At 70.3% G+C, this 22,919-nt stretch carries 22 protein-coding genes and 2 pseudogenes; 5 read left to right on the top strand and 19 right to left on the bottom strand.

The annotated features are described in order from the left end of the window. A partial coding sequence (locus tag ABZ910_RS29800; RefSeq protein WP_361370842.1) for a class I SAM-dependent methyltransferase occupies positions 1 to 388 on the bottom strand: 388 nt, incomplete at its 3' end. A 113-nt stretch (positions 389 to 501) separates the two neighbouring features. Further along, entirely contained in the window at positions 502 to 1,113 is a 612-nt protein-coding gene (locus ABZ910_RS29795; RefSeq protein WP_361370839.1) for a TetR/AcrR family transcriptional regulator, read from the bottom strand. A 250-nt stretch (positions 1,114 to 1,363) separates the two neighbouring features. Between ABZ910_RS29795 and ABZ910_RS29790 the strand changes: the two genes are divergently transcribed. Then, positions 1,364 to 2,611 (top strand): MmgE/PrpD family protein, encoded by a 1,248-nt coding sequence (locus ABZ910_RS29790; RefSeq protein ID WP_361370836.1) that lies wholly within the window; start codon positions 1,364 to 1,366, stop codon positions 2,609 to 2,611. Continuing rightward, positions 2,604 to 3,485: an enoyl-CoA hydratase-related protein gene (locus tag ABZ910_RS29785; protein ID WP_361370833.1), complete on the top strand. Its 882-nt coding sequence runs from the start codon at positions 2,604 to 2,606 to the stop codon at positions 3,483 to 3,485. The genes ABZ910_RS29790 and ABZ910_RS29785 overlap by 8 nt, the downstream gene beginning before the upstream one ends. Before the next feature lie 80 nt (positions 3,486 to 3,565). Here the strand turns inward: ABZ910_RS29785 and ABZ910_RS29780 are convergent, their stop codons facing one another. The 9 genes from ABZ910_RS29780 to ABZ910_RS29740 all read right to left on the bottom strand — a co-directional run bounded on the left by ABZ910_RS29780 (position 3,566) and on the right by ABZ910_RS29740 (position 12,152). Continuing rightward, positions 3,566 to 5,134, bottom strand: coding sequence for a long-chain-fatty-acid--CoA ligase (locus ABZ910_RS29780; RefSeq protein ID WP_361370830.1), 1,569 nt, complete (start codon positions 5,132 to 5,134; stop codon positions 3,566 to 3,568). 120 nt (positions 5,135 to 5,254) lie between these two features. After that, complete coding sequence (gene fabG, locus ABZ910_RS29775; RefSeq protein WP_361370827.1) at positions 5,255 to 6,016, bottom strand: 3-oxoacyl-ACP reductase FabG; 762 nt, start codon at positions 6,014 to 6,016, stop codon at positions 5,255 to 5,257. 48 nt (positions 6,017 to 6,064) lie between these two features. Next, positions 6,065 to 6,229: a hypothetical protein gene (locus ABZ910_RS29770; RefSeq protein WP_361370824.1), complete on the bottom strand. Its 165-nt coding sequence runs from the start codon at positions 6,227 to 6,229 to the stop codon at positions 6,065 to 6,067. Then, positions 6,226 to 7,389, bottom strand: a complete 1,164-nt coding sequence (locus ABZ910_RS29765; protein WP_361370821.1) for a thiolase — start codon at positions 7,387 to 7,389, stop codon at positions 6,226 to 6,228. The genes ABZ910_RS29770 and ABZ910_RS29765 overlap by 4 nt, the downstream gene beginning before the upstream one ends. Then, positions 7,386 to 7,790 (bottom strand): OB-fold domain-containing protein, encoded by a 405-nt coding sequence (locus ABZ910_RS29760; RefSeq protein WP_361370818.1) that lies wholly within the window; start codon positions 7,788 to 7,790, stop codon positions 7,386 to 7,388. The genes ABZ910_RS29765 and ABZ910_RS29760 overlap by 4 nt, the downstream gene beginning before the upstream one ends. Continuing rightward, positions 7,787 to 8,944 (bottom strand): acyl-CoA dehydrogenase family protein, encoded by a 1,158-nt coding sequence (locus tag ABZ910_RS29755; protein ID WP_361370815.1) that lies wholly within the window; start codon positions 8,942 to 8,944, stop codon positions 7,787 to 7,789. Before ABZ910_RS29755 ends, ABZ910_RS29760 begins: the two co-directional genes overlap by 4 nt. Positions 8,945 to 8,980: 36 nt before the next feature. Further along, the gene (locus ABZ910_RS29750; RefSeq protein WP_361370812.1) at positions 8,981 to 10,153 is read right to left on the bottom strand and encodes a thiolase family protein; all 1,173 of its coding nucleotides are present in this window, start codon (positions 10,151 to 10,153) and stop codon (positions 8,981 to 8,983) included. Positions 10,154 to 10,209: 56 nt separating this feature from the next. Next, complete coding sequence (locus ABZ910_RS29745; RefSeq protein ID WP_361370810.1) at positions 10,210 to 10,968, bottom strand: 3-hydroxyacyl-CoA dehydrogenase; 759 nt, start codon at positions 10,966 to 10,968, stop codon at positions 10,210 to 10,212. 26 nt (positions 10,969 to 10,994) lie between these two features. Continuing rightward, a complete protein-coding gene (locus ABZ910_RS29740; protein WP_361370807.1) occupies positions 10,995 to 12,152 on the bottom strand; it encodes an acyl-CoA dehydrogenase family protein in 1,158 nt (385 codons plus the stop codon). Between the two features lie 157 nt (positions 12,153 to 12,309). Between ABZ910_RS29740 and ABZ910_RS29735 the strand changes: the two genes are divergently transcribed. Further along, on the top strand, positions 12,310 to 12,729 hold the full coding sequence (locus tag ABZ910_RS29735; protein ID WP_361370805.1) for an SDR family NAD(P)-dependent oxidoreductase: 420 nt from the start codon (positions 12,310 to 12,312) through the stop codon (positions 12,727 to 12,729). Positions 12,730 to 12,741: 12 nt separating this feature from the next. On the opposite strand, the pseudogene ABZ910_RS29730 reads toward ABZ910_RS29735, so the two are convergent. Beyond that, a pseudogene (locus ABZ910_RS29730) lies at positions 12,742 to 13,314 on the bottom strand (transposase); the annotation flags it as partial. Positions 13,315 to 13,497: 183 nt separating this feature from the next. Here ABZ910_RS29730 and ABZ910_RS29725 point away from each other — a divergent pair. After that, a pseudogene (locus ABZ910_RS29725) lies at positions 13,498 to 13,815 on the top strand (IS200/IS605 family accessory protein TnpB-related protein); the annotation flags it as partial. 100 nt (positions 13,816 to 13,915) lie between these two features. Here the strand turns inward: ABZ910_RS29725 and ABZ910_RS29720 are convergent. The 6 genes from ABZ910_RS29720 to ABZ910_RS29695 form a co-directional block, all read right to left on the bottom strand. Beyond that, positions 13,916 to 15,604 (bottom strand): AMP-binding protein, encoded by a 1,689-nt coding sequence (locus tag ABZ910_RS29720; protein ID WP_361370802.1) that lies wholly within the window; start codon positions 15,602 to 15,604, stop codon positions 13,916 to 13,918. Beyond that, positions 15,601 to 16,743 (bottom strand): CaiB/BaiF CoA-transferase family protein, encoded by a 1,143-nt coding sequence (locus ABZ910_RS29715; protein WP_361370799.1) that lies wholly within the window; start codon positions 16,741 to 16,743, stop codon positions 15,601 to 15,603. The genes ABZ910_RS29720 and ABZ910_RS29715 overlap by 4 nt, the downstream gene beginning before the upstream one ends. After that, complete coding sequence (locus tag ABZ910_RS29710) at positions 16,740 to 17,507, bottom strand: crotonase/enoyl-CoA hydratase family protein (protein ID WP_361370796.1); 768 nt, start codon at positions 17,505 to 17,507, stop codon at positions 16,740 to 16,742. Before ABZ910_RS29710 ends, ABZ910_RS29715 begins: the two co-directional genes overlap by 4 nt. Positions 17,508 to 17,619: 112 nt before the next feature. Then, positions 17,620 to 17,901 (bottom strand): helix-turn-helix domain-containing protein, encoded by a 282-nt coding sequence (locus ABZ910_RS29705; protein WP_361370794.1) that lies wholly within the window; start codon positions 17,899 to 17,901, stop codon positions 17,620 to 17,622. 948 nt (positions 17,902 to 18,849) lie between these two features. After that, the gene (locus tag ABZ910_RS29700; RefSeq protein ID WP_361370853.1) at positions 18,850 to 19,893 is read right to left on the bottom strand and encodes an alpha/beta fold hydrolase; all 1,044 of its coding nucleotides are present in this window, start codon (positions 19,891 to 19,893) and stop codon (positions 18,850 to 18,852) included. Between the two features lie 790 nt (positions 19,894 to 20,683). After that, positions 20,684 to 21,376 (bottom strand): restriction endonuclease, encoded by a 693-nt coding sequence (locus tag ABZ910_RS29695; RefSeq protein WP_361370791.1) that lies wholly within the window; start codon positions 21,374 to 21,376, stop codon positions 20,684 to 20,686. A gap of 709 nt (positions 21,377 to 22,085) precedes the next feature. Here ABZ910_RS29695 and ABZ910_RS29690 point away from each other — a divergent pair. Beyond that, positions 22,086 to 22,250 (top strand): hypothetical protein, encoded by a 165-nt coding sequence (locus tag ABZ910_RS29690; protein ID WP_361370788.1) that lies wholly within the window; start codon positions 22,086 to 22,088, stop codon positions 22,248 to 22,250. Between the two features lie 58 nt (positions 22,251 to 22,308). On the opposite strand, the gene ABZ910_RS29685 is transcribed toward ABZ910_RS29690, so the two are convergent. Then, on the bottom strand, positions 22,309 to 22,737 hold the full coding sequence (locus ABZ910_RS29685) for an alpha/beta hydrolase (protein ID WP_361370785.1): 429 nt from the start codon (positions 22,735 to 22,737) through the stop codon (positions 22,309 to 22,311). Between the last annotated feature and the right edge of the window lie 182 nt (positions 22,738 to 22,919).

Raw genomic sequence — 22,919 nt, 5'->3', positions numbered from 1 at the left:
GCGGGGGCGCCCAGCTGAGCCCACCGAAGTCGCAGAACACCAGGTCGAAGCTGTCGGCGGCGAAGGGGAGTTGTTCGGCGGCGCCTTGCACCAGCGGGTAGCGGGCCGCTCCCATCGCGCGGGCCGCTGCGGCGAGTTGGGCTTCGGACAGGTCGAGCCCGACCACGGTGGCGCCCTCGGCGGCGAGCGCCCTGGACCACTGGCCGGCGCCGCAGCCGAGTTCGAGGACGCGCTTGCCGGTGACGTCGCCCAGGGCGTGCAGGTGCGCGTCGGGGATGGAGTACATACCCCACAGCCGGGGTGTGGCGCCGATCTGCGGGTCGTGCTTGTGCTGGTAGGCGCTGCTGATCTGGTTCCAGAGCCGCCGGTTGGCGGGGATGCTGTCCACGTGCCGACTCCAGCACTGCCTGCCGGGGACGGTCAACACGATTAGGGCCCTGGCCGGCCCTCGCCTCGGCCCTGGCCCGGCCCATCATCCGCCGGACGAGCCCTCGGCCTGGCCTAGTCGCGCACCGGCCTGCGCGCGGTGCGGGGGCGGTACTCGACGATGGTCAGCGCCAACGACACATACCGTTCGACCAGTTCATCGAGGGAGACCTCACCCTCGGGCCGGTACCACTGGGCGATGGCGTTGCACATGGCGATGACCGCGCGCCGGGCGTCGTCCGGGTACGGGGTCAGGAACACCCCTTCGGCCACACCCCGCTCGATGATCTCACGGAACTGCTGTGTGCCCCGCTCCTCGTTCTTGCGGTAGCGCGCGAGGTGCTCGGGCTCCAGACTGCGCCCCTCGGTCAGCACGATGTTGCTCTTCACCGGATGCTCGGTGCGGAACCTGACCGTGGCGGCGACCAGCGCCTCCAACTGCTCGCCGGGATCGCCGCCCGCCTCGGTGAGCGCGGCGTCACAGGCGCCGAAGTAGGCGTCGAGCCCGTCCTCGAGGATCGCGACGAGGAGATCCTGCTTGCCCTTGTAGTAGTAGTACAGGGCGGACAGGCTGACCCCGGCGCGCTTGGCGATTTCACGGATGGACGTCCCGCTGTAGCCCTGCTCGGAGAACTCCTGCCGGGCAGCCTCGATGATGGCCTTGTAGCCCGCTGGTCGAGTGGTCACGACCCTCCGATCTCCTGCTCCCGCCCGGTTCGCACGACACTGAACATCCGTACAGCCGGCCGCGACCTCGTCATGCTACCGCCGCACTCGATCACCGCCGGCATCCGCGCCGCCTTCCAGGTTCTTCGAGCCGGCGCGCCACGCGTCACATCGCGGACCTGTAGCGGGGCCGGATCCACCCCTGCTAACTTAACGATCGTTCGATCGTACTACGCCCGGAACCGCGCGGATAGAGAAACGGGAGCCGTGTATGGCGTTCTTCACCGAGGAGCTGGCCGAGTGGGCCGCGCGCCTGGAACCGTCCTCGCAGGATCTGCGGCTGGCCGGCCACGCGCTCGAGGACACGCTCGCCGTGTCGCTGGCCGCCCGCGGCCATCGCATGGCACGGCTGGCCGGCGGGCTTCCCGAGGCGGCGCGCTGGGCCGCCGTCGGGCATGTGCTGGACTTCGACGATCTGCATCTGCCGTCGACGGCACACATCTCCGTGGTGTGCGTACCCGCTGTCCTCGCGGCCGGCGGCGGTGCCCGTGAGTACCTGGCGGCCGCGGGGGTGATGGCCAGGCTCGGCACCGCGCTGGGCTGGCGGCACTACCGGGCGGGCTGGCACGCGACCTGCGCGGCGGGGGCGCCCGCGGCCGCCGTCGGCGCCGGGCTCGCGCTCGGCCTGGACTCCGGGGGGCTGGCCCGCGCCATCTGCCTGGCGCTGCCCGCGGCGGGCGGGGTGCAGCGCGCGTTCGGCACGGACACCAAGTCGCTCCAGGTCGGCTTCGCCGCCGAGGCCGGCGTACGGGCGGCCCGGCTTGCCGCCGCCGGGGCGGGCTCGGACCTGTCGGCGCTGGACGCCTGGCTGCCGCTGGTCGGCGGGGACCGCGCCAACCTGGACGAGGACACCTTCGGTCCCGATGCCCCGGCCGTGCCCGGGGGCCTCGCCACGAAGATCTTCCCCTGCTGCTACGCCATGCAGCGGCCCATCGGGGCGGTGCGGGCCCTGACGGCAAAGCGGGCGATCGCGGCGGCGGACATCGCGCGGATCACCGTGCGCACCCCCGCGGCGGCCGTCCACCCCCTGATCCACTCCCGGCCGCGCACCGGCCTGGAGGGCAAGTTCAGCCTGGAGTACGCGGTGGCGGCGGCCCTGCTGGACCGGCACCCGGGCTTCGCCTCGTTCACCGACGAGCAGGTGACACGCGCCGAAGCGGAACGCCTGGTCGGACTGGTCGAGGTGGTCAGGACACAGGACGGGGAGGGCCTGCTCACGGGCGAGACGGTCATCGAGGTGACCACGGCCGACGGCACCGTACACGGGTCGACCCTCGCCCTGCCGCCGGGGTCTCCCGAACTGCCCGCCACCGAGGCGGAGTTCGCGGCGAAGCTCGCCGACTGCGGCACCGACGTACCCGGTCTGGTCGCCGGCATCGACTGGAAGAGCGCCGCCGAACTGATGCGGGCCTCCTTCCCGGCCACCGACGCGCCTACCCAGGGGATCCATCATGAGTGAAGTTCCGTACGAGCAGATCACGTACACGGTCGCCGACCGCATCGCCACCGTCGAGCTGAACCGGCCCGACGCCCGCAACGGCTACACCCGGCAGATGGCCTACGAGATCGCCGACGCCCTGCGCGGCGCCGACACCGATCACGCGGTGCGGGCGGTCGTCCTGACCGGCGCGGGACGGGACTTCTGCGTCGGCGCCGACCTCGCGGCGGGCGGCGGAAAGGAACAGGGTTTCGCGACGAAGGCGGACGAGGAGACCGTCGCCCAGGTCGAGGCGGGCACGTACCAGGAGCCTGCGGGCGTGGTCACCCGTGTCCTGTACGCGATGAACAAGCCGGTGATCGCGGCCGTACGCGGGGCCGCCGTCGGGGTCGGCTCGACGATGCTGCTGCCGGCCGACTACCGGCTCGCCGCGCGGGACGCCCGGTTCGGCTTTCCGTTCACCCGCCGCGGCATCGTGCCGGAGGGCGCGTCGGCGTGGTTCCTGCCTCGGCTGGTGGGCCTGGGCCGGGCGATGGACTGGCTGATCTCCGGCCGTATCGTGCGGGCGGAGGAGGCGTTGGCCGCCGGCCTGGTGACCAGTCTGCACGAGGCGGACGAGGTGCTGAACGCCGCCTACGCGCTGGCCCGGGAGCTCGCCGCGAAGACGGCCCCGGTGTCGGTGGCCGTGACCCGTCAGCTCGTGTACCGCATGGCCTGGGCAGACACCCCCGAGGAGGTGCACCGCCTCGATTCGCGGCTGGTGTTCGACACCGTACGCGGCGCGGACGCGAAGGAAGGCGTCGCCTCGTTCTTCGAACGCCGTGACCCGGACTTCCCCGGCCGGGTGCCCGAGGGACTGCCGGGCTATCTGCCGTGGCGGGCCGACTCCGCGTAGCCCGCGACGACTGGCGGACAGAACGGACGGGCGGTGCGTGGGTTACACGCACCGGCCGTCCGTTCTGTGGCTCGCGCCCGTCAGGCCCCTGGCTCCGGGCGGCCGAGTTCCTGGCGCAGGACGCGCTTGAGGATCTTCCCGCTGGAATTGCGCGGCAGCTCGTCGACGAAGTGCACGATGCGTGGCTTCTTGTACGAGGCGATGCGTTCGCGGGTGAAGGCGACGAGCTCGTCGACGGTGACCGGACCGGCCTCCGGGCGCAGCACGACGGCCGCGGTGACGGCCTCGCCCCATCTCTCGTCAGGGGTGCCGAAGACGGCGACGTCGAGGACGGCGGGGTGGTCGGCCAGCACGGATTCCACCTCGACGGGGTACACGTTCTCGCCGCCGGTGATCACCATGTCCTTCATCCGGTCGGTGATGAACAGGTAGCCGTCCTCGTCGAGGTAGCCGGCGTCACCGGTGCGGAGCCAGCCGTCGGCGGTGAACAGGGCCTCGGTCTCCTGCGGGCGCTTCCAGTAGCCGGGAGTGAGATGGTGGGAGCGCGTGAAGATCTCCCCCACCACGCCCGGCGCGACCGGCTTGCCGGTGACGGGGTCCGCGACGGCGACCTCGACGTCGGGGCACGGGGACCCCGCGGAGCGCAGCAGCCTGGAACGCGGCCCGTCCGCGACATGGTCCCCGGGCAGCAGCCGGGTGCCGGAACCGACCGTCTCGGTCTGGCCGTACTTCTGGTAGAAGCCGCAGCCGAAGATCTCCATGGAGCGGCGCAGAAGGGCCGGAGTGACGGGCGACGCGCCGTAGACGATCAGCCGCAGAGCGGAGAAGTCGTGGTCCCGGATTCCGGGCATCGCGGTCAGCACATGCAGTACGGCGGGCACGAAGAAGGCATGCGTGACCTGGTGACGAGCCATCAGTTCGACGGCGCGCTGCGGCACCAGGTCGGGCAGCATCACCGACTCCGCTCCGGCAGTCAGAGCGGTGATCAGCCAGCCGGTGCCGCCGATGTGGAAGATCGGCATGGCGTTCAGGGCCACCGAGGTCTCGGCCCAGCCCATTTCGGTCAGTTGGTAATCGCCGGGGCTGACATTGCGCAGGGTGAGCTGGACGCCCTTGGGCAGGCCTGTCGTGCCCGAGGTGTAGAGCTGGAGGAAGACCCGGTTTTCGGTGCCACCGCCGGGGTCGGCGGCACTCGCGACGTTCAGCCAGGTCTCGTAGGCGAACTCGGCCTGGCCCGCCTCGTTCTCGGTCTCGACCTCGATGTCCGCGACCAGCGCGATACCGGTCAGCGCGGCGCGGACCGCGCGGGCACCGGGCAGGAACTCCGTTTGTGTCAGGACGATTCCGAGCTCGGCGTCCTGGGCGACCGCGACCAACTCGGGCTGGGCGAGGCGCCAGTTGAGCGGGGTGGCGACGAGCCCCGCCTTGGCGCAGGCGAGAAGGATCTCCGCCGCCATGAGGCCGGGCCGGACGAGGTAGCCGACATGGCTGCCCGTGGGAAGGCCGGCGTCGAGCAGAGCCCGGGCGATCCGGTTGCTGCGTCGGTCGAGTTCCCGGTAGGTGAGTGTGCGTGGTCCTTCCGTGACGGCCGCGGCGTCGGGCCGACACGCGGCGTGGTGTCGTACGGCATCGGGCAGAAACGGACCCATGCGGATGTCTCCTCGATCGGCGTCGGCATCGGCGGCGAGGCCGGGGGCGGGTTTGCGGTGCGGGTGCTCTCGGTATGCGTGTTCTCAGTGTGGGAGGGGCTCCGAATGCAAGGGCGTGGCTCAGGTCCTCGGGCCGCCCGCCACGTACAGGACCTGGCCGGAGACGAATCCGGCGGCCTCGCTCGCGAAGAAGGAGACGGCGTTGGCGATGTCGTCGGGCGCGCCGACCCGTGCCACGGGGATCTTGGCGGCGGCACTGGCCTTGAAGTCGTCGAAGGACATGCCGAGGCGTTCGGCGGTCTTGGCGGTCATCTCGGTCGCGATGAAACCGGGGGCGATCGCGTTGGCGGTCACGCCGAACTTGCCCAGTTCGATCGCGAGTGTCTTGGTGAAGCCCTGCAGACCGGCCTTGGCGGCCGAGTAGTTGACCTGCCCGCGGTTGCCGAGGGCGGCCGTGGACGACAGGTTGACGATACGGCCCCAGCCGGCGGCGGTCATATGGCTCTGGCAGGCCTTCGACATCAGGAACGCACCGCGCAGGTGCACTCCCATCACGGCGTCCCAGTCCTGTTCGCTCATCTTGAACAGCAGGTTGTCGCGGGTGATACCGGCGTTGTTGACGAGCACCGACGGCGCACCGAGCTCGGTGGCCACGCGCTCGACGGCGGTCTGCACCTGCTCGGCGTCCGAGACGTCCGCGCCGACGGCGAGGGCACGGCCGCCCACCTCGGTGATGGTGGCCACGGTGTCGACGCAGGAGGCCTCGCGGAGGTCGAGGGCCGCGACGGCGTAGCCGTCCTGGGCCAGGCGCAGCGCGGTGGCGCCGCCGATGCCACGGGCGGCGCCGGTGACGATCGCGACCTTCTGAGTGGTCTGGGACACGTTGAGCTCCTGGTGAGTCGAGTAGGGGCAACGGATGGTGACGGGGCGTCAGGAGTAGACGCGTACGACCGTCTCGGCGACCGCGGCGGGTTTCTCGGCGCCCTCGATCTCGATGGTGACCTTGTTGACGACCTGGCGACCGCCACCGGGGACCTCGTCGGCGGAGAGCACGTCCACGGAGGCGCGCGTCTCGCGCGCGAGGCGCCCGCTCATTCCAGCGTCCGCGCCGTGCCGAGGAGGGCGGTCACCTGGCTGGAGAGCACTCCGCCGTTGCCGTTGACGAGGGCGATGTTCGTGTTCGGCTGCTGGCGTGCACCGCACTCCCCGCGCAGCTGCCGTACGGCCTCGATGATCAGGAAGATGCCGTACATGCCCGGGTGGCAGTACGACAGCCCGCCGCCGTTGGTGTTCACGGGCAGCTCGCCACCAGGGGCGATGCGGCCGCCGGAGACGAAGGCGCCGCCCTCGCCCTTGCCGCAGAAGCCCAGGTCCTCGAGGAAGAGGAGGGTGTTGATGGTGAACGCGTCGTACAGCTGCACGACATCCACGTCGGACGGCTTCAGGCCGGCCATGGCGAACGCGCGCCGGCCGGAGTCGACGGCCGCGGTCGTCGTCAGGTCGGGCATCTGGGACATCGAGCGGTGCCAGGTGGCCTCGCCGCCGCCGAGGAAGTAGGCGGGGACGACGTCCAGGTCGCGGGCCCGTTCGGCGCTGGTGACGATGACCGCGCCACCGCCGTCCGTGACCAGGCAGCAGTCCTTCGAGGTCAGCGGGTGGCTGATCATCTGCGAGGACAGCACGTCCTGGACGGTGAGCGGCCCACGCCCGTAGGTGAACGCCTTCGGGTTGAGCTGGGCCCAGTCCCGCGCGGCGACGGCGACCTCGGCGAGTTGCTCGCGTGTGGTGCCGTACTCGTACATGTGCCGTGAGGCGGCGAGGGCGTACATCGACACGGGGTAGCGCGGTTTGTACACCTCTTCCCATGGGAGCAGCTTGGTCGGGGAGACCAGGCGGCCGCCGTCGGAGCGCTGGGTGGAGCCGTAGGCGATGAGCGCCGTGGTGCACAGGCCGGCCTCGATGGCGGCCGCCGCGTGCAGCAGGTGGGCGACGAAAGAGCTGCCGCCGATGTTGGTGGAGTCCGCGTACACGGGCCGGATGCCCAGGTACTCGGCGACGTCCAGGGTCGGGAACGGCAGGTAGGAGGAGGCGCAGAAGAACCCGTCGATGTCGGACTTCCGCAGCCCCGCGTCCTTCAGGGCGCGGGCCGTAGCCTGCCCCATCAGGTCGAAGTGGGTGAGACCGGGGGCGACCTGGCCCAGGTCGGACTCGGCGACGCCGACGACGGCGACCCTGCCTCGCAGATCGGTGCTCATGCCTGTGCTTCCTCCAGCGGCCGGAAGACGGCCAGCGGCGCGTCCTGCCCGGCCTCCTCGGACTCCTCCGTGACGACTGCGACGCGGACGCGGGTGCCGACGGCGACGTCCTCCTCGGGGGAGAGGCCCTCGACCCGGCTCATCATGCGGAACCCGTCGTCGAGGTCGACGAGCACCACGTTGTACGGGGCGGCACCGCGCTTGTGCACCACGGTGGCCGCGTAGACGGTGCCCACTCCGGCGCTGACCTGCCAGTCGAGCGACTCGCCGCCGCAGTGCGGACAGAGCAGGCGCGGGTAGAACACTGCCTGCTCGCAGTCGGCACAGCGCTGGAAGCACAGTTCGCCCGCGGCGAGACCGTCGGCGTACCCCTGGGCGGGCGCAGTGTCGGCGGGGGTCACTTCACACCGTCCTGGGAGGCGTTCTTCACCAGCGCGCGGCCGATGATCAGCTTCTGGATCTCGCTGGTGCCCTCGTAGATCCGGAACAGCCGGGCGTCCCGGAAGCAGCGCTCGACGACGGTTCCGCGCATGTAGCCCATGCCGCCGTGGATCTGCACGGCCAGGTCGGCCGCCTTCGACACCATCTCGGAGCAGTACAGCTTGGCGGCCGACGGGCGGATCTTCCGGTCCTCGCCGGAGTCGTACTTCTCCGCCGCGTCGAGCACCATCGCGCGCCCGGCGAGCACCCCGGTCTGGATCTCGGCGAGCATGGCCTGCACGAGCTGGAACTCGCCGATGGGCCGGCCGCCCTGCTTGCTGGAGGCGGCGTAGGCGACGGACTCCTCGAGGATGCGCTCGGCCATGCCGACGCACAGCGCCGCGATGTGGACGCGGCCACGGACCAGGGACTTCATGGCCGCGCCGAAGCCCGCGCCCTCCTGGCCGCCGATCAGGGCCGAGGCATCGACGCGCACATCGTCGAAGAAGACCTCTGCCGTCCACGCACCGGACTGGCCGGTCTTGTGGTCCTTGGGCCCGACGGTGACACCGGGCAGCCCTGACTCGACGAGGAAGACCGAGATGCCCTTGGTGCCATAAGTCTCTTCACCAGTGCGGGCGAACACGATGAACAAGTCGGCGAGGGGGGCGTTGGTGATGAACCGCTTGGACCCGTTGATCACATACCCGTCGGCGTCCTTGACGGCGCGGGTGGTCAGCCCCGAGGGGTCGGATCCGGCCTCGGCCTCGGTCAGCGCGAACGACGCGACCGCGCCCTCGGCGAGCCGGGGCAGCCAGTGCCGCTGCTGCTCCTCGGTGCCGGCGTTGACGAGCACCTTGCCCGCGATGCCGTTGTTCGTGCCGAACATGGACCGGAAGGCGGGGGTGGTGTAGCCGAACTCGAAGGCCATCTGGACGTCTTCGTGGAGCGAGGCGCCGAGGCCGCCGTGCTCCTCGGGCAGGGTGTAGCCGAAGAGGCCCATGCCGACGGCCTTGCGCCGGATGTCCTCCGGGATGGCGTCGGTCTCCTCTATCTCCTCCTCGCGCGGGACGACGTCCTCACGCACGAGACGGCGGACCGCGTCCCGTACCGCTTTGAACTCGGCGGCGTCCATGTTCTGGGCTCCCTTCTCTCCGTGTCGGTGGGCTGATCAGAGCAGTTCGAGGACGGTGGCGTTGGCCATGCCGCCGCCCTCGCACATGGACTGCAGGCCGTAGCGGATGCCGTTGTCCTTCATGTGGTGCACGAGCGTGGTCATCAGCCGGGCGCCGGAGCCGCCCAGCGGGTGGCCGAGGGCGATGGCGCCGCCGTTGGGGTTCATGCGCGCGTAGTCGGCGCCGGTCTGCCGCTGCCAGCCGAGGGAGACCGAGGCGAACGCCTCGTTGATCTCGTAGGCGCCGATCTCGTCGAGGGACAGCCCCGCGCGCTGGAGCACCTTGGCCGTGGCCGGGATCGGGCCCTTGAGCATGGTGATCGGGTCGACGCCGATGACGACGCCGGTGTGGAAGCGGGCGAGGGGCGTCCAGCCGTTGCGCTCGGCGATCTCCGAGGTCGTGATCAGCAGCGCGGCGGCGCCGTCGGAGATCTGCGAGGCGTTGCCCGCGGAGATGACGCCGTCCTCCTTGAACGGGGTCTTCAGCTCGGCCAGCTTCCCGGCCGTGCTGCCACGGCGGACCCCTTCGTCGGTGTCGAAGAGGCAGGTGCCGCCCTCGTCGTCCGTGACGGTGACCGGCGTGATCTGGCTCTTGAAGCGGCCTTCGTCGATGGCGCGTGCGGCCCGCTCGTGCGAGTCCACGGCGTGCTGGTCGAGTTCCCCGCGGCTGAGCCCGAACTCCTCGGCGATCATCTCGGCGCCGATGCCCTGGTTGAAGCGGTGGCCGTCGTAGCGCTCACCGACCAGAGGGCCGTACGGCGCTCCGACCCGGCCGTCCGCGCGGGTCGACCCCATCGGGACCCGGGACATGGACTCGACGCCACCGGCGACGGCGATGTCGTACTGTCCGGCGATGACGCCGGCGGCGGCCTGGTGCACGGCCTGCTGCGAGGAGCCGCACTGACGGTCGACCGTCAGACCGGGCACGGACTCCGGCCAACCCGCGGCGAGCACCGAGTACCGGCCCACACCGCCGGCCTGCTCGCCGACCTGGGAGACACAACCCCAGATCACGTCGTCGACGGTGACCGGGTCCAGCCCGGTGCGCTCGGCGAGAGCCTTCAGGACGTGCGCGGACAGGTCCACGGGGTGGATGCCGGAGAGGGCCCCGCCCGGCTTGCCCTTGCCTATGGGGGTGCGTACGGCGTCGACGATGACTGCGTCACGCATGGAAGCTCCTTGACGTGCGGGTGAGGATGAGGGGCGGGCGCGGCTGCGGTGCCGGTCTAGCGGGGGGCCATGCGGATCGCGCCGTCGAGGCGGATCGTCTCCCCGTTGAGCATCGGGTTGGTGATGATCGCCTCCGCCAACTGGGCGTACTCGGCGGGCTGTCCGAGGCGGCCGGGGTGCGGCACCTGGGCGCCGAGCGAGTCCCGGGCCTCCTGCGGGAGGCGGCCGAGCAGCGGGGTCTCGAAGAGGCCGGGCGCGATGGTCATGACCCGGATGCCGGTCTTGGCGAGGTCACGGGCGATCGGCAGCGTCATACCGACGATGCCGCCCTTGGACGCGGAGTACGCGCACTGGCCGATCTGGCCGTCGAAGGCGGCGACGGACGCCGTGTTGACGACGACGCCGCGGTCGCCGTCGAGCGGCTCGTTGCCGCCCATGGCCTGAGCGGCCAGGCGGATGACGTTGAACGTGCCGATGAGGTTGACCTCGACGACCTGGCGGAACCTGGCCAGGTCGTACGGGCCGTCCTTGCCGACCGTGCGTCCCGCACCGCCGATGCCCGCGCAGTTCACGGTGATGCGCAGCGGCGCGAGAGCCGTGGCGGCTGCGATCGCGGCGGTCACGTCGGCCTCGCTGGTGACATCGCCGGCGACGAAGGTGGCGCCGATCTCCTTGGCCACCGCCTCTCCGTCGGATGTGGGCAGGTCGAACACGACGACATGTGCACCCAGCTCGGCCAGGCGCTGGGCGGTGGCCCGGCCGAGGCCGGAGGCGCCCCCGGTGACGAGGGCGGACGAGGAGGAGTCGATCTGCATGCGGGGTCCTCTCCTGGTGTGCCGGCTCAGAGACCGAGCGACTTGGCGATGATGGTCTTCATGACTTCGCTGGTGCCGCCGTAGATACGGGAGACGCGGGTGTCCGCGTACAGACGGGCGATGGGGTACTCGGTGACGTAGCCGTAACCACCGTGCAGCTGAAGGCACTTGTCGATGACACGGCCCGCGGCCTCGGTGCAGAACAGCTTGGCCTTCGCGGCGTCGGCGACCGTCAGCTCCCCCTCGTCGTGGAGTTCGAGCGCCCGGTCGGCCATGAGCTGCGCGGCCTCGACGTCGGTGGCGCACTCGGCGAGCACGAACTTGGTGTTCTGGAAGTGTGCGACGGGCTTGCCGAAGACCGTGCGGTCCTTGACGTAGTCCGTGGCGAAACGCAGGGCCGCCGTGGCCGTGGCGGCGGCGCCGATTGCGATCGTGAGGCGTTCCTGCGCGAGGTTGTGGGAGAGGTAGGCGAAGCCCTGGCCCTCCTCACCGAGGATGTTCGCGACCGGGACCCGCACGTCCGTGAAGGACAGCTCGGCGGTGTCGGACGCCTTGAGGCCGATCTTCTGGAGCTTGCGGCCGACGGCGAAGCCCTCGCTCGCCGACTCCACGCACAGGATGGACAGTCCGGCCCTGCGGTTCTCCGGGTCGTACGGCGTGGTCCGCGCGACGACCAGCACCAGGTCGGCGAGGGCGCCGCCGGTGATGAACGTCTTGGCGCCGTTGAGGATGTAGTGCGTGCCGTCCGCGGAGAGCTCGGCCTTCGTCTGGATGTTGGCGAGGTCGGAGCCCGTGCCCGGCTCGGTCATCGCGATGGCTGTCATGAGGTCGCCACTGGCGAAGCCCGGCAGCCAGCGCTCCTTCTGCTCCGGCGTCGCGTACGTCAGGAGGTAGGGCAGGATCAGGTTCGCGTGCACCGAGGAGTTCCCGAACGAGACGCCCGCGCGGGACGTCTCCTCCGCCACGACCGCCGCGTACCCGAAACTTCTCTCGCCCGCGCCGCCGAACTCCTCCGGCACCTGGATGCCCAGGACACCCAGCTCACCAAGCCTGCGGTAGAAGTCGCGCGGCGGATGGCCGGCCTCCTCCCACTCGTGGTGGACGGGCACGACCTCCTTCTCGATGAAGTCCCGCAGCGTCCGGCGGAACGCTTCGTGATCCTCGTTGAACACCGTACGGCGCACGGCAGCCTCTTCTCACGCTGGGTGTGTCCGCGGTTCGGTCGATGTGGCCTGTATCGCAGACTCCTAGTCGAACGATCGTTAAGTTATGCCTCTAGGGTGACGCCTGTCCAGGTGCCCTGCTTCACGATCGCCCGCAGACCCATGGAGAGGACCCCCTATGAACCCGCTCATGACCTCGGCCACGCCCCCGCCCACCGCTGAACGCCCGCCTCTGGCCGGACGCACGCTGCTGATGTCCGGCGGCAGCCGCGGCATCGGTCTGGCCATCGCGCTGCGGGCGGCCCGCGACGGCGCCAACATCGTCCTGCTGGCCAAGACCGACAGCCCGGACCCGCGGCTACCCGGAACCGTCCACACCGCGGCCGCCGCCATCGAGGAGGCGGGCGGCACAGCTCTCCCGGTAGTCGGGGACGTACGGCAGGAGGAGGACGTACGGCGTACGGTCGAGGCCGCCGTGAACAAGTTCGCCGGTATCGACATCGTGGTGAACAACGCCTCGGCGATCAGTCTGCACAACCCCGGCGAGCTACCGCTCAAGCGGTACGACCTGATGGTGACTCCTCCCCCTCATGAATGAGGGGGCTTCTCGCTATACCGGTGCGGCTTCGCGACGGACCAGCCCGGCCCGTAGGACGTTGACAGCGCCCACCGTGTCCGCGTGCGCGTTGTGGCCGCAGGCGACGCAGTGGAACTTCTCCTGTGCGGGCCGGTTCTCCCTGGCAGTGTGCCCGCATTGCGGGCACCGCTGGGAGGTGTTGCGGGGGTCCACGGCCATCACTTCCCGTCCGGCGCACTCTGCCTTGGCGGTGAGGATCTGGAGGAACACCCCCCACCCGGCATCGTTGATCGATCGGTTCAACCCGGCCTTCGCAGCGGCCCCGTTGGGCAGGAAGCTGCCAGCCCGGTCGGGGTCCGGCTTCGGAGCCTGGGCCCTGCTCATGTTGCGGATCTTGAGGTCTTCGTGCGCGATGAAGTCGTATTCGCGTACGAGGTCAAGCGCCAGCTTGTGCGCGTGGTCCAGGCGCTGTCGGTGAACCTTGCGGTGAAGCCGGGCCACCTTCTCCATGGCCTTGTGACGGCGCTTCGAGCCGCGCTTGCACCGGCTGAGCGCTTACTGTGCGGCTTTGAGCTGTGCGGCGGCCCTTCGACCGGGCCGGGGGTTGTGAGCTGCTACTGCATAACAGCGCTCAAGTGTGTTGTCGCGAGCATGAGTGAGTGCTCACGACTCGGGTGGACGCTTCTGGTTGGAGAGGGAACTGGAATTCGTCCGTCGAGTGAGTGACCTTTTCGGGTGGTGGTCGTTGGGTGTGGTGGCGGGTTTCTTCGGGCCGGGAGGGTGATCGGGGTGGGCGGGCTGCGGGAGATGTCGGCGCCGTTCGTGGTGCCCGGCCCCGCCGGTGTCGCGGTCCGTGACCGGCTCAAATGCCTGAGCCCGGGGGACGAGATGGTGCTGCGGCTGGTCGGTGACCATCTCGGTTCGCTTGCCTCCCGTGATCTGAAGACGCGCTGTGCGGCCGGGCTGGACCACGACGGCGACGCGTGGGCGGAGCGCAAGTGCCTGCTCACCGCCCGGTCGTCGTCCCGCTGGGCCGGGTCGATCACGAAGGCCACGCACGATCAGTGGGCTCTGGCCCGGCGCGCTCAACTCGCGCACATCCAGGGCCAAAACCGTTCGGGGCACACGACCGAGCACGAGTCCTGGCAGCAGGACTCACTCCCGCTCAGTCTCTAGGACCGGTTCCCTCCTGGTCCGACGACGGTGGTCAGAGGCGGCTCGTGGCGGACGCGTCACGGCGACGCAGCTCGGTCTTGAGGACCTTGCCGGCCGCTGAGACGGGCAGTTCCGCCAGGAACTCCACCCGCCGCACCCGCTGGTAGGGGGCGACCCGACCGGCCACGAACTCCATCAGTTCCGCGGCCAGTTCGGGCCCCTCGACCTGTCCCGCACGCAGCACGACGTACGCCACCGGGATCTCGCCCGCATCGGGGTGCGGCGCGCCCACGACACTGGCCTGCGCGACGGCGGGGTGCCGGTGGAGGATCTCCTCCAGCGGCGTGGGATACACGTTGTAGCCCTTGTATATGAGCATGTCCTTGGTCCGCCCCACGAGGAACAGCCAGCCGCCCTCGTCGAACCTGCCCAGATCGCCGGTGTGCAGCCAGCCGTCGCGGAACTGCTCGGCGGTCAGCTCCGGCCGGCCGTGGTAGCCCTCGGCGATCTGCGGGCCGCGCGCCCATACCTCGCCGGTCTCCCCCACGGGCAGGGCGGAGCCGCCGCCGACGGCGCGGATCTCGATCTCGGTGTCGAAAACGGGCGCTCCGACGCTCCCCCGCGGTACAGGGTTGTCGCGTCGCACGGGGTGAGTGGTGAGCGCCATGGTCGCCTCGGTGAGGCCGTAGCCCTCGACCACGGCGGCCTGCGGGAAGAGATCGTGCAGCCGGCGCAGGGTGTGCGAATCGATCGGCGCGGCACCGGAGTTGACGACCCGCACCGACGACAGGTCGGCCCGCTCGATGCCGGGTACGCCGAGCAGCGCATGGAAGAGCGTGGGGGAACCCGGCACGGAGGTGACCTGGTGCTCCTCGATCGTGCGCACGTACCGCCGGGCGTCGAACCGCCCGAACACGATGACGCTGGTGCCCATCAGCGTGTTGACGTTCTGGCTGACCAGTCCCATGGCGTGGAACATCGGCGCGACGGCGATGGACGTGGACTCGCCGAGCACGAAGGTGTGCGGTGTGGCGGCGGCGGGACACGGCTCCAGGGTCAGACCGCCCGCGCCGTCGAGAGCGGGCAGGGCCGCACCGCGCCAGCACGCCACCTGGAGGGCGTTGACGACGACGTTGCGGTGCAGCACGCGCACGGCCTTGGAGCGGCCCGTGGTGCCTCCGGTGAAGGACAGGTGCGCGAGGTCGTCGCCGGTGACGGCGGTCGCCGGTTCGGGCCGTGCCGTGAGCAGGTCCTCCAGCCTCAGGTCGCCGCGCGGGACGGTGTCCGGGGCGGGTGCCGCCGTCGTGGGCGGCGTCTCGACCACGAGCCGCAGTCCGGGAACGCGGGCGTGTTCCAGCGCCGGGCGGGTCGACGGATGAGTGAACGCGGCGACGGCGCCCACTTCCCGCAGCTGCTCGCGCACCGCGGCCGACGGCAACGACGGGTTGACCGGTGTCACGACGGCGCCGGCGAGCAGCACGCCGTAGTACGTCACCGTGAACCAGGCGGAGTTGGGCTGGTGGAGCGCCACCGGGTCGCCTTCGCGTACGCCGCGCTCGCGCAGCCCCTGGGCGACCCGTAGGGCGAGGTCGTAGGTCTCGGCGAAGGTGAGGGTGAGCTCGCCGTCCCGCAGGGCGACGCGGCCTGGGTGGCGGCGGGCCGCGCCGGCGAGGATGTCGCCGACGGAGCGGTCGGGGTAGTGGAGACGGGCCGGCATTCCGGTCGGCAGGTAGTGCTTCACCCGATGACCCCCTTCTCGCGCAGTGTGGTGATGTGCTGGTCGTCGAATCCGGCGCGACGCAGTACTTCGTCGGTGTGTGCGCCGACCAGGGGGGCCGGTGCCGGATCGCCCGTCGGTGTGGTGGTGAAGCGGGGTGCCGCCGCGGGCTCGTGGCCGCCGTGCGGGCCTCGGCGGTAGGTGGCGCGGGCGGTGTTGTGCGGGTGTTCGGCGGCTTCCGTGAGCGAGAGGACGGGGGTGACGCACGCGCTCCGCCCCTCGAAGACCGCCGCCCACTCGTCCCGGGTCCTGGTCGCGAAGACCTCGGTGAGGCGGGTTCTCATCGAGGGCCAGGCGGCACGGTCGCGCTGGCGGGCGAAGTGGGGGTCGTCGCGCAGTTCGAGTATCGCCAGCAGCGTGGAGTAGAAGTCCGGTTCCAGGGCGCCGACGGCGACATGGCCGCCGTCGGCGCACCGGTAGACGCCGTAGAAGGGCGCCCCGCCGTCGAGCGTGTTCACGCCCCGCTCGTCCTTCCATGTGCCCTGGGCGAGGAAGCCGTACGTCATGGCCAGCAGCAGCGCGCTGCCGTCCGTCATCGCGGCGTCCACGAACTGGCCTTGTCCGGTGGTCCGGGCGTGCAGCAGCGCGCTCACCAGGCCGAGGGCCAGCAGCATGCCTCCGCCGCCGAAGTCGCCGACCAGGTTCACGGGGATCACCGGATCCCCGCCTGCGGGCCCGATCGCGTGCAGCGCGCCGGACAGGGCGATGTAATTGATGTCGTGGCCCGGTTCCTGGGCGAGCGGCCCGTCCTGGCCCCATCCCGTCATCCGGCCGTAGACGAGTGCGGGCCGGGCGGCCAGGCATACGTCGGGTCCCAGACCGAGACGCTCCATGACCCCGGGCCGGAAGCCTTCGATGACGGCGTCCGCGTCGCCGATCAGCGTCCGTATCGCGAGGGCACCCTCCGGATGCTTGAGGTCGAGGGCGATGGAGCGCCTGCCGCGGTGCAGGACCGGGAACCTGGGGGGGTTTCCGCGCTCCGCGGGCCGGTCGACGCGGATGACGTCGGCGCCGAGGTCGGCGAGCAGCATGCCGCAGAACGGGCCGGGCCCGAGCCCGCCCAGTTCCACGACGCGGACCCCGGCGAGCGGCCCGGCGCTCACCGTCCGGTCCAGCGGGGAGTGCGCTTCTCCGCGAAGGCCCGGGCACCTTCCCGCGCGTCGTCGGACGCGAAGACCGGGGCGGTGATCTCGCGCATCCGCGCCCATTCCTCGTCGGCGGCCCAGCTCGCCGACCGGGTGATGATCTCCTTGGTGGCCCGCACCGCGAGCGGTCCGCCCGCGGCGACCGACCCGGCCAGCAGCAGCGCTTCCGCCAGCGCCCCACCAGGTGGGGTGAGTCGGTTGACCAGGCCGTAGGCGTGAGCGCGGTCGGCGGTCAGGAAGTCGCCGGTGAGGGCGACCTCCATCGCCACGTGGTGGGGGATGCGCCGGGGCAACCGCAGCAGTCCGCCGGCCGCGGCGATCAGTCCCCTCTTCACCTCGGGGATACCGAAGCGGGCGTCGTCGGCGGCCACGACCAGGTCACAGGCCAGGACGATCTCGCAGCCGCCGGCCAGGGCGTATCCCTCCACGGCGGCGATCATCGGCTTGCGCGGGGGCGCTTCGGTGATTCCGGCGAGGCCGCGTCCCTCGACCACGGGCCGCTCCCCGGCCAGGAACGCCTTGAGGTCCATTCCGGAACAGAACGTGCCCCCCGCGCCGGTGATGACGCCGACGGCCTGGTCGTCCCGGCGGTCCAGTTCGTCGAGTGCCGCGGCGATCTTCTCGGCCACCTCCCGGTTGACCGCGTTGCGGGCCTCCGGGCGGTTGAGAGTGATGACCGTGATGCCGTCGTCACGGAATTCGGCGAGTACTGCGTCGGACATACGCGACTCCCAGCTGTGGATCCGGGTGGATCCAGAAAGTTGATCCGGACCGAAGAAGTGGACTGAGGAAGGGCCCGAAGGCTCACCACCCACGCTATCGGTCGAACATTCGTTAAGCTAGGCCGGAGAGGCGCAGAGCGACAAGTGTGAAGAGCAGCCGCTCCGTACGCGGGTCCCAGCCCGAGGCCTCGTGCCAGCGCTCAAGTCGATAGGCCACCGAGTTGGGGTGCAGGCCGAGGGCCCGGCCGGCGGCGACCGCATCGCCGCCGGCTCCAGAGCGGCGAGTCGGCCGCTGAACTCCTCGGCAAGGATGCCGGCCTCGGCAAGGGCTTCGTCGACCATGGCCTCGAGCGAGGAGAGCGAGCCGCGGCCGAGGAGGCAACTCCCGTACCACGGCGGGATATCAGTGAGGCCGGAAGGCCCGGGAGGACTGGCAAGGCCGGCAGGGCCAGAAGGAACGGACAACGTAATCCGGGCGTCGCGTGCAGCACTGTCGCCGGACAAAACCGCTCGTACTGGCCCCGCTGGGAACCAAGATCGGGAAGGACACCGGTGGTCCAGGCGTCGTCGAGGGCGCGGTGGTCGTGTCGCGCTTCGCGGTGACGGGGGTGGCGATGAAGTCGACGAGGGCGTCCAGGCGGCGGGCCACGGCGTCGCTGCCCTTGAGCCCTTGGGCGCCGTACTTTCTGCGACGGCCCGCTTCTGGGCCGTGCTCTGGACGGATATACCGCCGCGCCTTACGACGGTGCGGAACTCGTCTCCCGTCAAGCAACCTTGGCCCTGCCTGTACGGTCAGGGCATGGATGCCAGCGGCCAGTCGGCTCTTGAGGAGATCGAAGATCGCTTCGTTGGGCTTGTCGCGGGTCGGCTGCCCCGGGATGAGGCCGACCGCTGGGCAGCGAAGTGGATGATGGAGGAGGGGATCGTCTGGGACGACCTCTCCTGGTGGGGCGCTGAACCGCCTCTACGGAATCGATCTCCCCGCGGGCGAGAGCGGCGGCTACCTGCACGACGATGAACAGGTACGGGCATGGCTCGCCGAGCTGAGGAAACGCCGCGCGATGTAAAGCAGCCGCGGCGCCGGCCACAAGAACGCCAGCGTGCAGGAGATCGCCGCCCAGCTCCGCGGCTGGACCATCACCAGCTGATCGGACGGCGTGCCTGTCGCCATCGACAGCCTCACTGATGTAGAGCAGGTCGGCGATCTACCTGGTTGCTGCACAGCGGGTCCGTGCACCCGGCGGCTCCACATCGCCGGTGCTTGTGGCGGCCCTGACGACGGCGCGGGGTTGATGTTCGGACCCTGGAGCCCCGGCGGTTCACGGCCGGGGGCTCGGCTGTCCTACGGAGCCGGGCTGATGTCGCCGTTGGTGTCCATGTCGAAGATGCCCTGGGTCTTGCCGTCGACCTTCAGGTGCTTGAGCCAGTGCTTCGAGAGGTTGTGCAGGTTCTTGTGCTGCATCTCCCACACCACCGAATGCCCGGCGCAGTCCAGCTTGACCATCAGCTTGTGGTCGCCCGCGATGGCGTTGTAGAGCGTGGGGACCGAGAAGTTGAGTTCCGGATCTTCGCTGGACGTGTTTGCCTGCTTGTCGTGCTCCCCGTACGCGATGAGGACCGGCACGCTGCCGCCAAGGATGCCGCCCTGCGCCGCGGTGGTCTTGTTCCAGCCCCACCGGACGAAGTTTCTGATGCGGTTGAGCCCTTCACCTTCCTTCCCCCACGTGCTGCCAACCGGGTCGCTTTGCATGATCGCGTCCCACACCTCGTGCTCCATCGCGGGTTCGCGCTGGCCCTCGCAGAGCACCTCATTGCCCCACCCGTTCCAGGTTCCCGATTTCGTGCTCACGAACATCGGGAAGCCGGGCCGCGGCAGCGGGTGGGGGGCGTTCGACGTGCCGTCGGGCGGGAAGATCGGCGCCAGCAGGAACAGGCTCGACACCTTGCCGGGGTTCTTGACGGCGTACGGCCCCATCGTGAACGCGGCCGCAGACCAGCCGATGAAGGCGACCTTCTTCACCTTGCGCTCGCGGATGATCCACTCCACGACGGTGTTCAGCTCGTCCCGGTCGCTGTTCGAGTTGGTCAGCTGGAACGGATAGTTCGGCGGGCCGGGCGTGAAACCTGGAGGTCTCGGCTTCAGAAGGTTCTGCTGGGCGGGGTTGACGTTGCGAGGGTCGTCCATCTTCGGCCGCGGCGACAGCCCCGAGCCCTGGAGGTCCATCATGAAGACGTCGTAGCCGGCCTTCGCCAGCGCCTTGGCCCAGCTGTACGACTTGTAGTCGAGATCAAAGCCCGGGAGCACCGGAATGCTCCGGCCGTGGAGCATCAGGACGGCCGTGCGCTCGTCGAGGTGGCCGAGGGACGTGCCGTCGTGCTCCCGCACGAAGAGCTTGACCTGATCCCCCTCGTTCGCGGGGACGGTGGACTTGTGGGGTATTGCGTGGTCGTGCGATTCGACGGGCATGAGGATCCGTTCTGTGAGTTCGGCCGGGGCGTCGTTGCCCTGCCCAGACCACCCTGGAGGCGCGGGACCGTACGCGCCACAACAGGGGGGCCAGCCGTGTGACGTGCACTTTCTCCGTGCCGGCGGCGGCCTGCTCCTGTAGTCGTCGTCCTCGAACGGCGACAGCGACAGCGCCACCCCGTCGGCGGTCGGCTCGCCCGCCAGCTCCGCCAGCCCGGCGTGCAGCGTGGCCACCTCCCGCACCATCCGCCTCGGCGTGTTCTCCGCGCCACCCGACGAACGCAGGAGCCGTCTCAGTGGCACGGGGGAATCCACCTGTGCCGCCCCTGCCTCTGACCCCAGGTGCAAAGGAGCGGTCAAGGCTGCGTGATCTTGGTGCTCCTCGGTTGGCAGGCACAGTCTTGGCCTTGGTCGAGGTACCCGAACAGACTCACGGCCACCTGCCCGACATCGCCCCGGCGTACTCGGTCAGGAACGACAGCGCTTCGGCGGACAGGCATGTAATTGCCCCGAGCGACCGGCGGATCGCCGCGAGGCGCCTGACTCGGTGAGGCCAAGGCCGAGGCCGGACGCAACGCGGACTAGACCGTGGGCGCGGGCCGCCTCGGCGGTCCGGCGAAGGCAGCCCACGCACCTGATCCCCCGGCTTGCGGCCCGCCCAGCGGGAGACGCCGCGGCGCTTCCATCATCGGGTTCCGACGGGCATGCGTCAGGCGGGTGAATTCCGCTTCGCTCTGCCGTCGCCGCGCCCGCTCAGCGGAATCAGGGTCTCCAGATGGGCGCCCTTGCCCCAGGAACCCAGCAGATCCCGGTGCAGAGCCACGATGTCCTGCCGCAGTGCCAGACCCTGCGCGGCCTTCGTGAACGTACGGCAGGTGGTGACGAACAGCGCGACGTCCGCGCCGTGCTCGAGGCGGGCGGTGCCAACGAACTTCTGCATGTCCTGCGAGGACACGCTGCGCTCGGGCGCATACTTCTTGCACTGGACGACCAGTTTGCGGCCGTCCGGGAGGAAGCCGACGACGTCGGCGCCCAGGTCGCCGCTCCTGCCGCTGACGACAACCTTCGTGCAGCCGTCCCTGCGGCACAAGTCAGCGACGTAGTGCTCGAAGTCCTGCCAGGACAGTCCGTCGACCTCCGTCATCGACAGCTCTCGTGCTTTCGCTTCCTCCTGCGCCCGCCACTTTCGGTCCTGGCCTACCGCGTCGCGGTGCGCGCGCCACAGCCCCCAGCCAGCCCCGGCCACCACGATCGCGATGAGCGCGGCCACAAGGGTCGGCCACACCGTCGCCCAGTTCCCCGCCAGCCACACCACGACGACTACCGCCGTGACAACTCCCCAGCCCTGCAGTTGTCGGCGTGTACGCTTCCTCAACCGCCGGCGCCGTCGTCGTGTTGCCATCGCTCCCCCACTCCCCCGCCCGTGATCCGCAGTGTGAAAGCCCCGCCCCGCCGCGGCAAGAGGGCCCGGCCCTCGCTGACGGATGCTGCCGTGTCCGTCAGCGGCCGAACCGAATCGGGTACGACACCGTCGACCGCGGGGCGGGCTTCGGGTTCTCCCAACCCTCGAAGTGCACCGGATACACGGCCGTAGATGCCGGCCGCGGCTGCGGCCCCGTTCCATCACGGCTGCCAGGCTTCCCGCCATAGCCCACGACCGCGATGCCCAGTACCGCCAGGACCGCCACGTCCCGTCGCGCTCCCGGCGCCCACCGGAAGTACCGGCGCACCTTTGTGCCGCCGCGTTCGTGCTCCTCCACCCAGGGCATGACCTGCTCCTCTCGGCGCTCAACTCGGCTGCACGGATGGACCGTTGAGGCGATCACACCACCCGGCACTGACAGTCAGTCACCTCGGACCTCTCGATACCGCCGAAAACAAGACGCACGAGCGGCAGCTACGCTCTCGCCGGGAGCCGGCGAGCAGGCGGTTCGGATGCCGGAGCGAGCGGAACCAGCCGACTTCCGCAGACCGACCGACCTCGGGCGGGCCCGCAGCGTGCCGCTTCGAGCTGCCGAGGATCCCCGCAGATGTTGTTGAGGCCGTGTTGCCGCCGTACCAACGCGCGGGCAGCCTGGAGGACACCGGGAACAGGCAGTGGAGGCGCAGCGGTGGACTTCCTGTTCACATGCGGATGGTGCGGCGAGGAGAACGTGCTCTACGGCGAGCGGACGGGCTTCTGGAACAACCGCTTCTGGCTACCGGACACGTTCGACTGCTGGAACTGTGGCGGCAACAGCACCGTGCCGGCCCCGCCCTGGACGACGGCCGACTGACCGTGCTGCGAGCGCGGAGATCACCTGGACCGTTGGCTACCCCAGCCGTCACTCCCCGTCACGGCGGCCACTCGGGCCGCTTGTAGGGGGACGGGCCTGCGGACGCGGCCGCACCAGATGGAAGGCCTCGCCGGCGCGGCAGTTCGTCGAACCCAGTGGGCTGCCCCAACCGGGGCAGGAAGGTTTGGGTGCACCGGCCGGGGAGCTTCCAGGTTCCGTCGAGGCGGTCGAGGGCGTGGAGCGCCGTGGCACAGACGAGGCTGTGTCCGACCACGGCGGTGCGGCCGTTGGGCTCGCCAGGTACCTTCGCCGCCGCCGTGATCCAAACCTCGGGCTCGGGAGCAGTCGAGTTCGGCAGCGCCGAGATCTCGACCTCGACGCCCTCGCGGGTCAGTTCGTCATGGAGCCACTCGAACCGGTGGCTGGTCGGGGATGCCATGTAGCCATGCAGGATGATGACGCGCTCAACGCTCGCGACGCATGCCATCGCCTCGTCGAGCAGTCGACATTCCTGCCATCGCTGTGATGCCCGATTCGTTGCTTCGTCCCGGGCGAGCGGGCAGGTCGCGGCGGCGTGCTCTGGCCGCAGCTGCCGGTCACACCACGGCGCCGGCCCTCCGGTGCTGGGCGGTCCGAACCCGGCCGGCGGTTCCAATCCTCCCTCCAGCA

The sequence above is a fragment of the Streptomyces sp. NPDC046805 genome, assembly GCF_040645355.1.
Lineage (GTDB): Bacteria > Actinomycetota > Actinomycetes > Streptomycetales > Streptomycetaceae > Streptomyces.
Note: the sequence above shows the minus strand (reverse complement) of the source record. Positions and strands in the feature narration are given on the sequence as shown.

Coding starts and splice junctions, on each gene's coding strand:
- ABZ910_RS29790 (WP_361370836.1), top strand. CDS start 1,364: ATGGCGTTCTTCACCGAGGAGCTGGCCGAGTGGGCCGCGCGCCTGGAA.
- ABZ910_RS29785 (WP_361370833.1), top strand. CDS start 2,604: ATGAGTGAAGTTCCGTACGAGCAGATCACGTACACGGTCGCCGACCGC.
- ABZ910_RS29780 (WP_361370830.1), bottom strand. CDS start 5,134: ATGGGTCCGTTTCTGCCCGATGCCGTACGACACCACGCCGCGTGTCGG.
- ABZ910_RS29770 (WP_361370824.1), bottom strand. CDS start 6,229: ATGAGCGGGCGCCTCGCGCGCGAGACGCGCGCCTCCGTGGACGTGCTC.
- ABZ910_RS29765 (WP_361370821.1), bottom strand. CDS start 7,389: ATGAGCACCGATCTGCGAGGCAGGGTCGCCGTCGTCGGCGTCGCCGAG.
- ABZ910_RS29755 (WP_361370815.1), bottom strand. CDS start 8,944: ATGGACGCCGCCGAGTTCAAAGCGGTACGGGACGCGGTCCGCCGTCTC.
- ABZ910_RS29750 (WP_361370812.1), bottom strand. CDS start 10,153: ATGCGTGACGCAGTCATCGTCGACGCCGTACGCACCCCCATAGGCAAG.
- ABZ910_RS29745 (WP_361370810.1), bottom strand. CDS start 10,968: ATGCAGATCGACTCCTCCTCGTCCGCCCTCGTCACCGGGGGCGCCTCC.
- ABZ910_RS29735 (WP_361370805.1), top strand. CDS start 12,310: ATGAACCCGCTCATGACCTCGGCCACGCCCCCGCCCACCGCTGAACGC.
- ABZ910_RS29710 (WP_361370796.1), bottom strand. CDS start 17,507: ATGTCCGACGCAGTACTCGCCGAATTCCGTGACGACGGCATCACGGTC.
- ABZ910_RS29695 (WP_361370791.1), bottom strand. CDS start 21,376: ATGGCAACACGACGACGGCGCCGGCGGTTGAGGAAGCGTACACGCCGA.
- ABZ910_RS29685 (WP_361370785.1), bottom strand. CDS start 22,737: ATGGCATGCGTCGCGAGCGTTGAGCGCGTCATCATCCTGCATGGCTAC.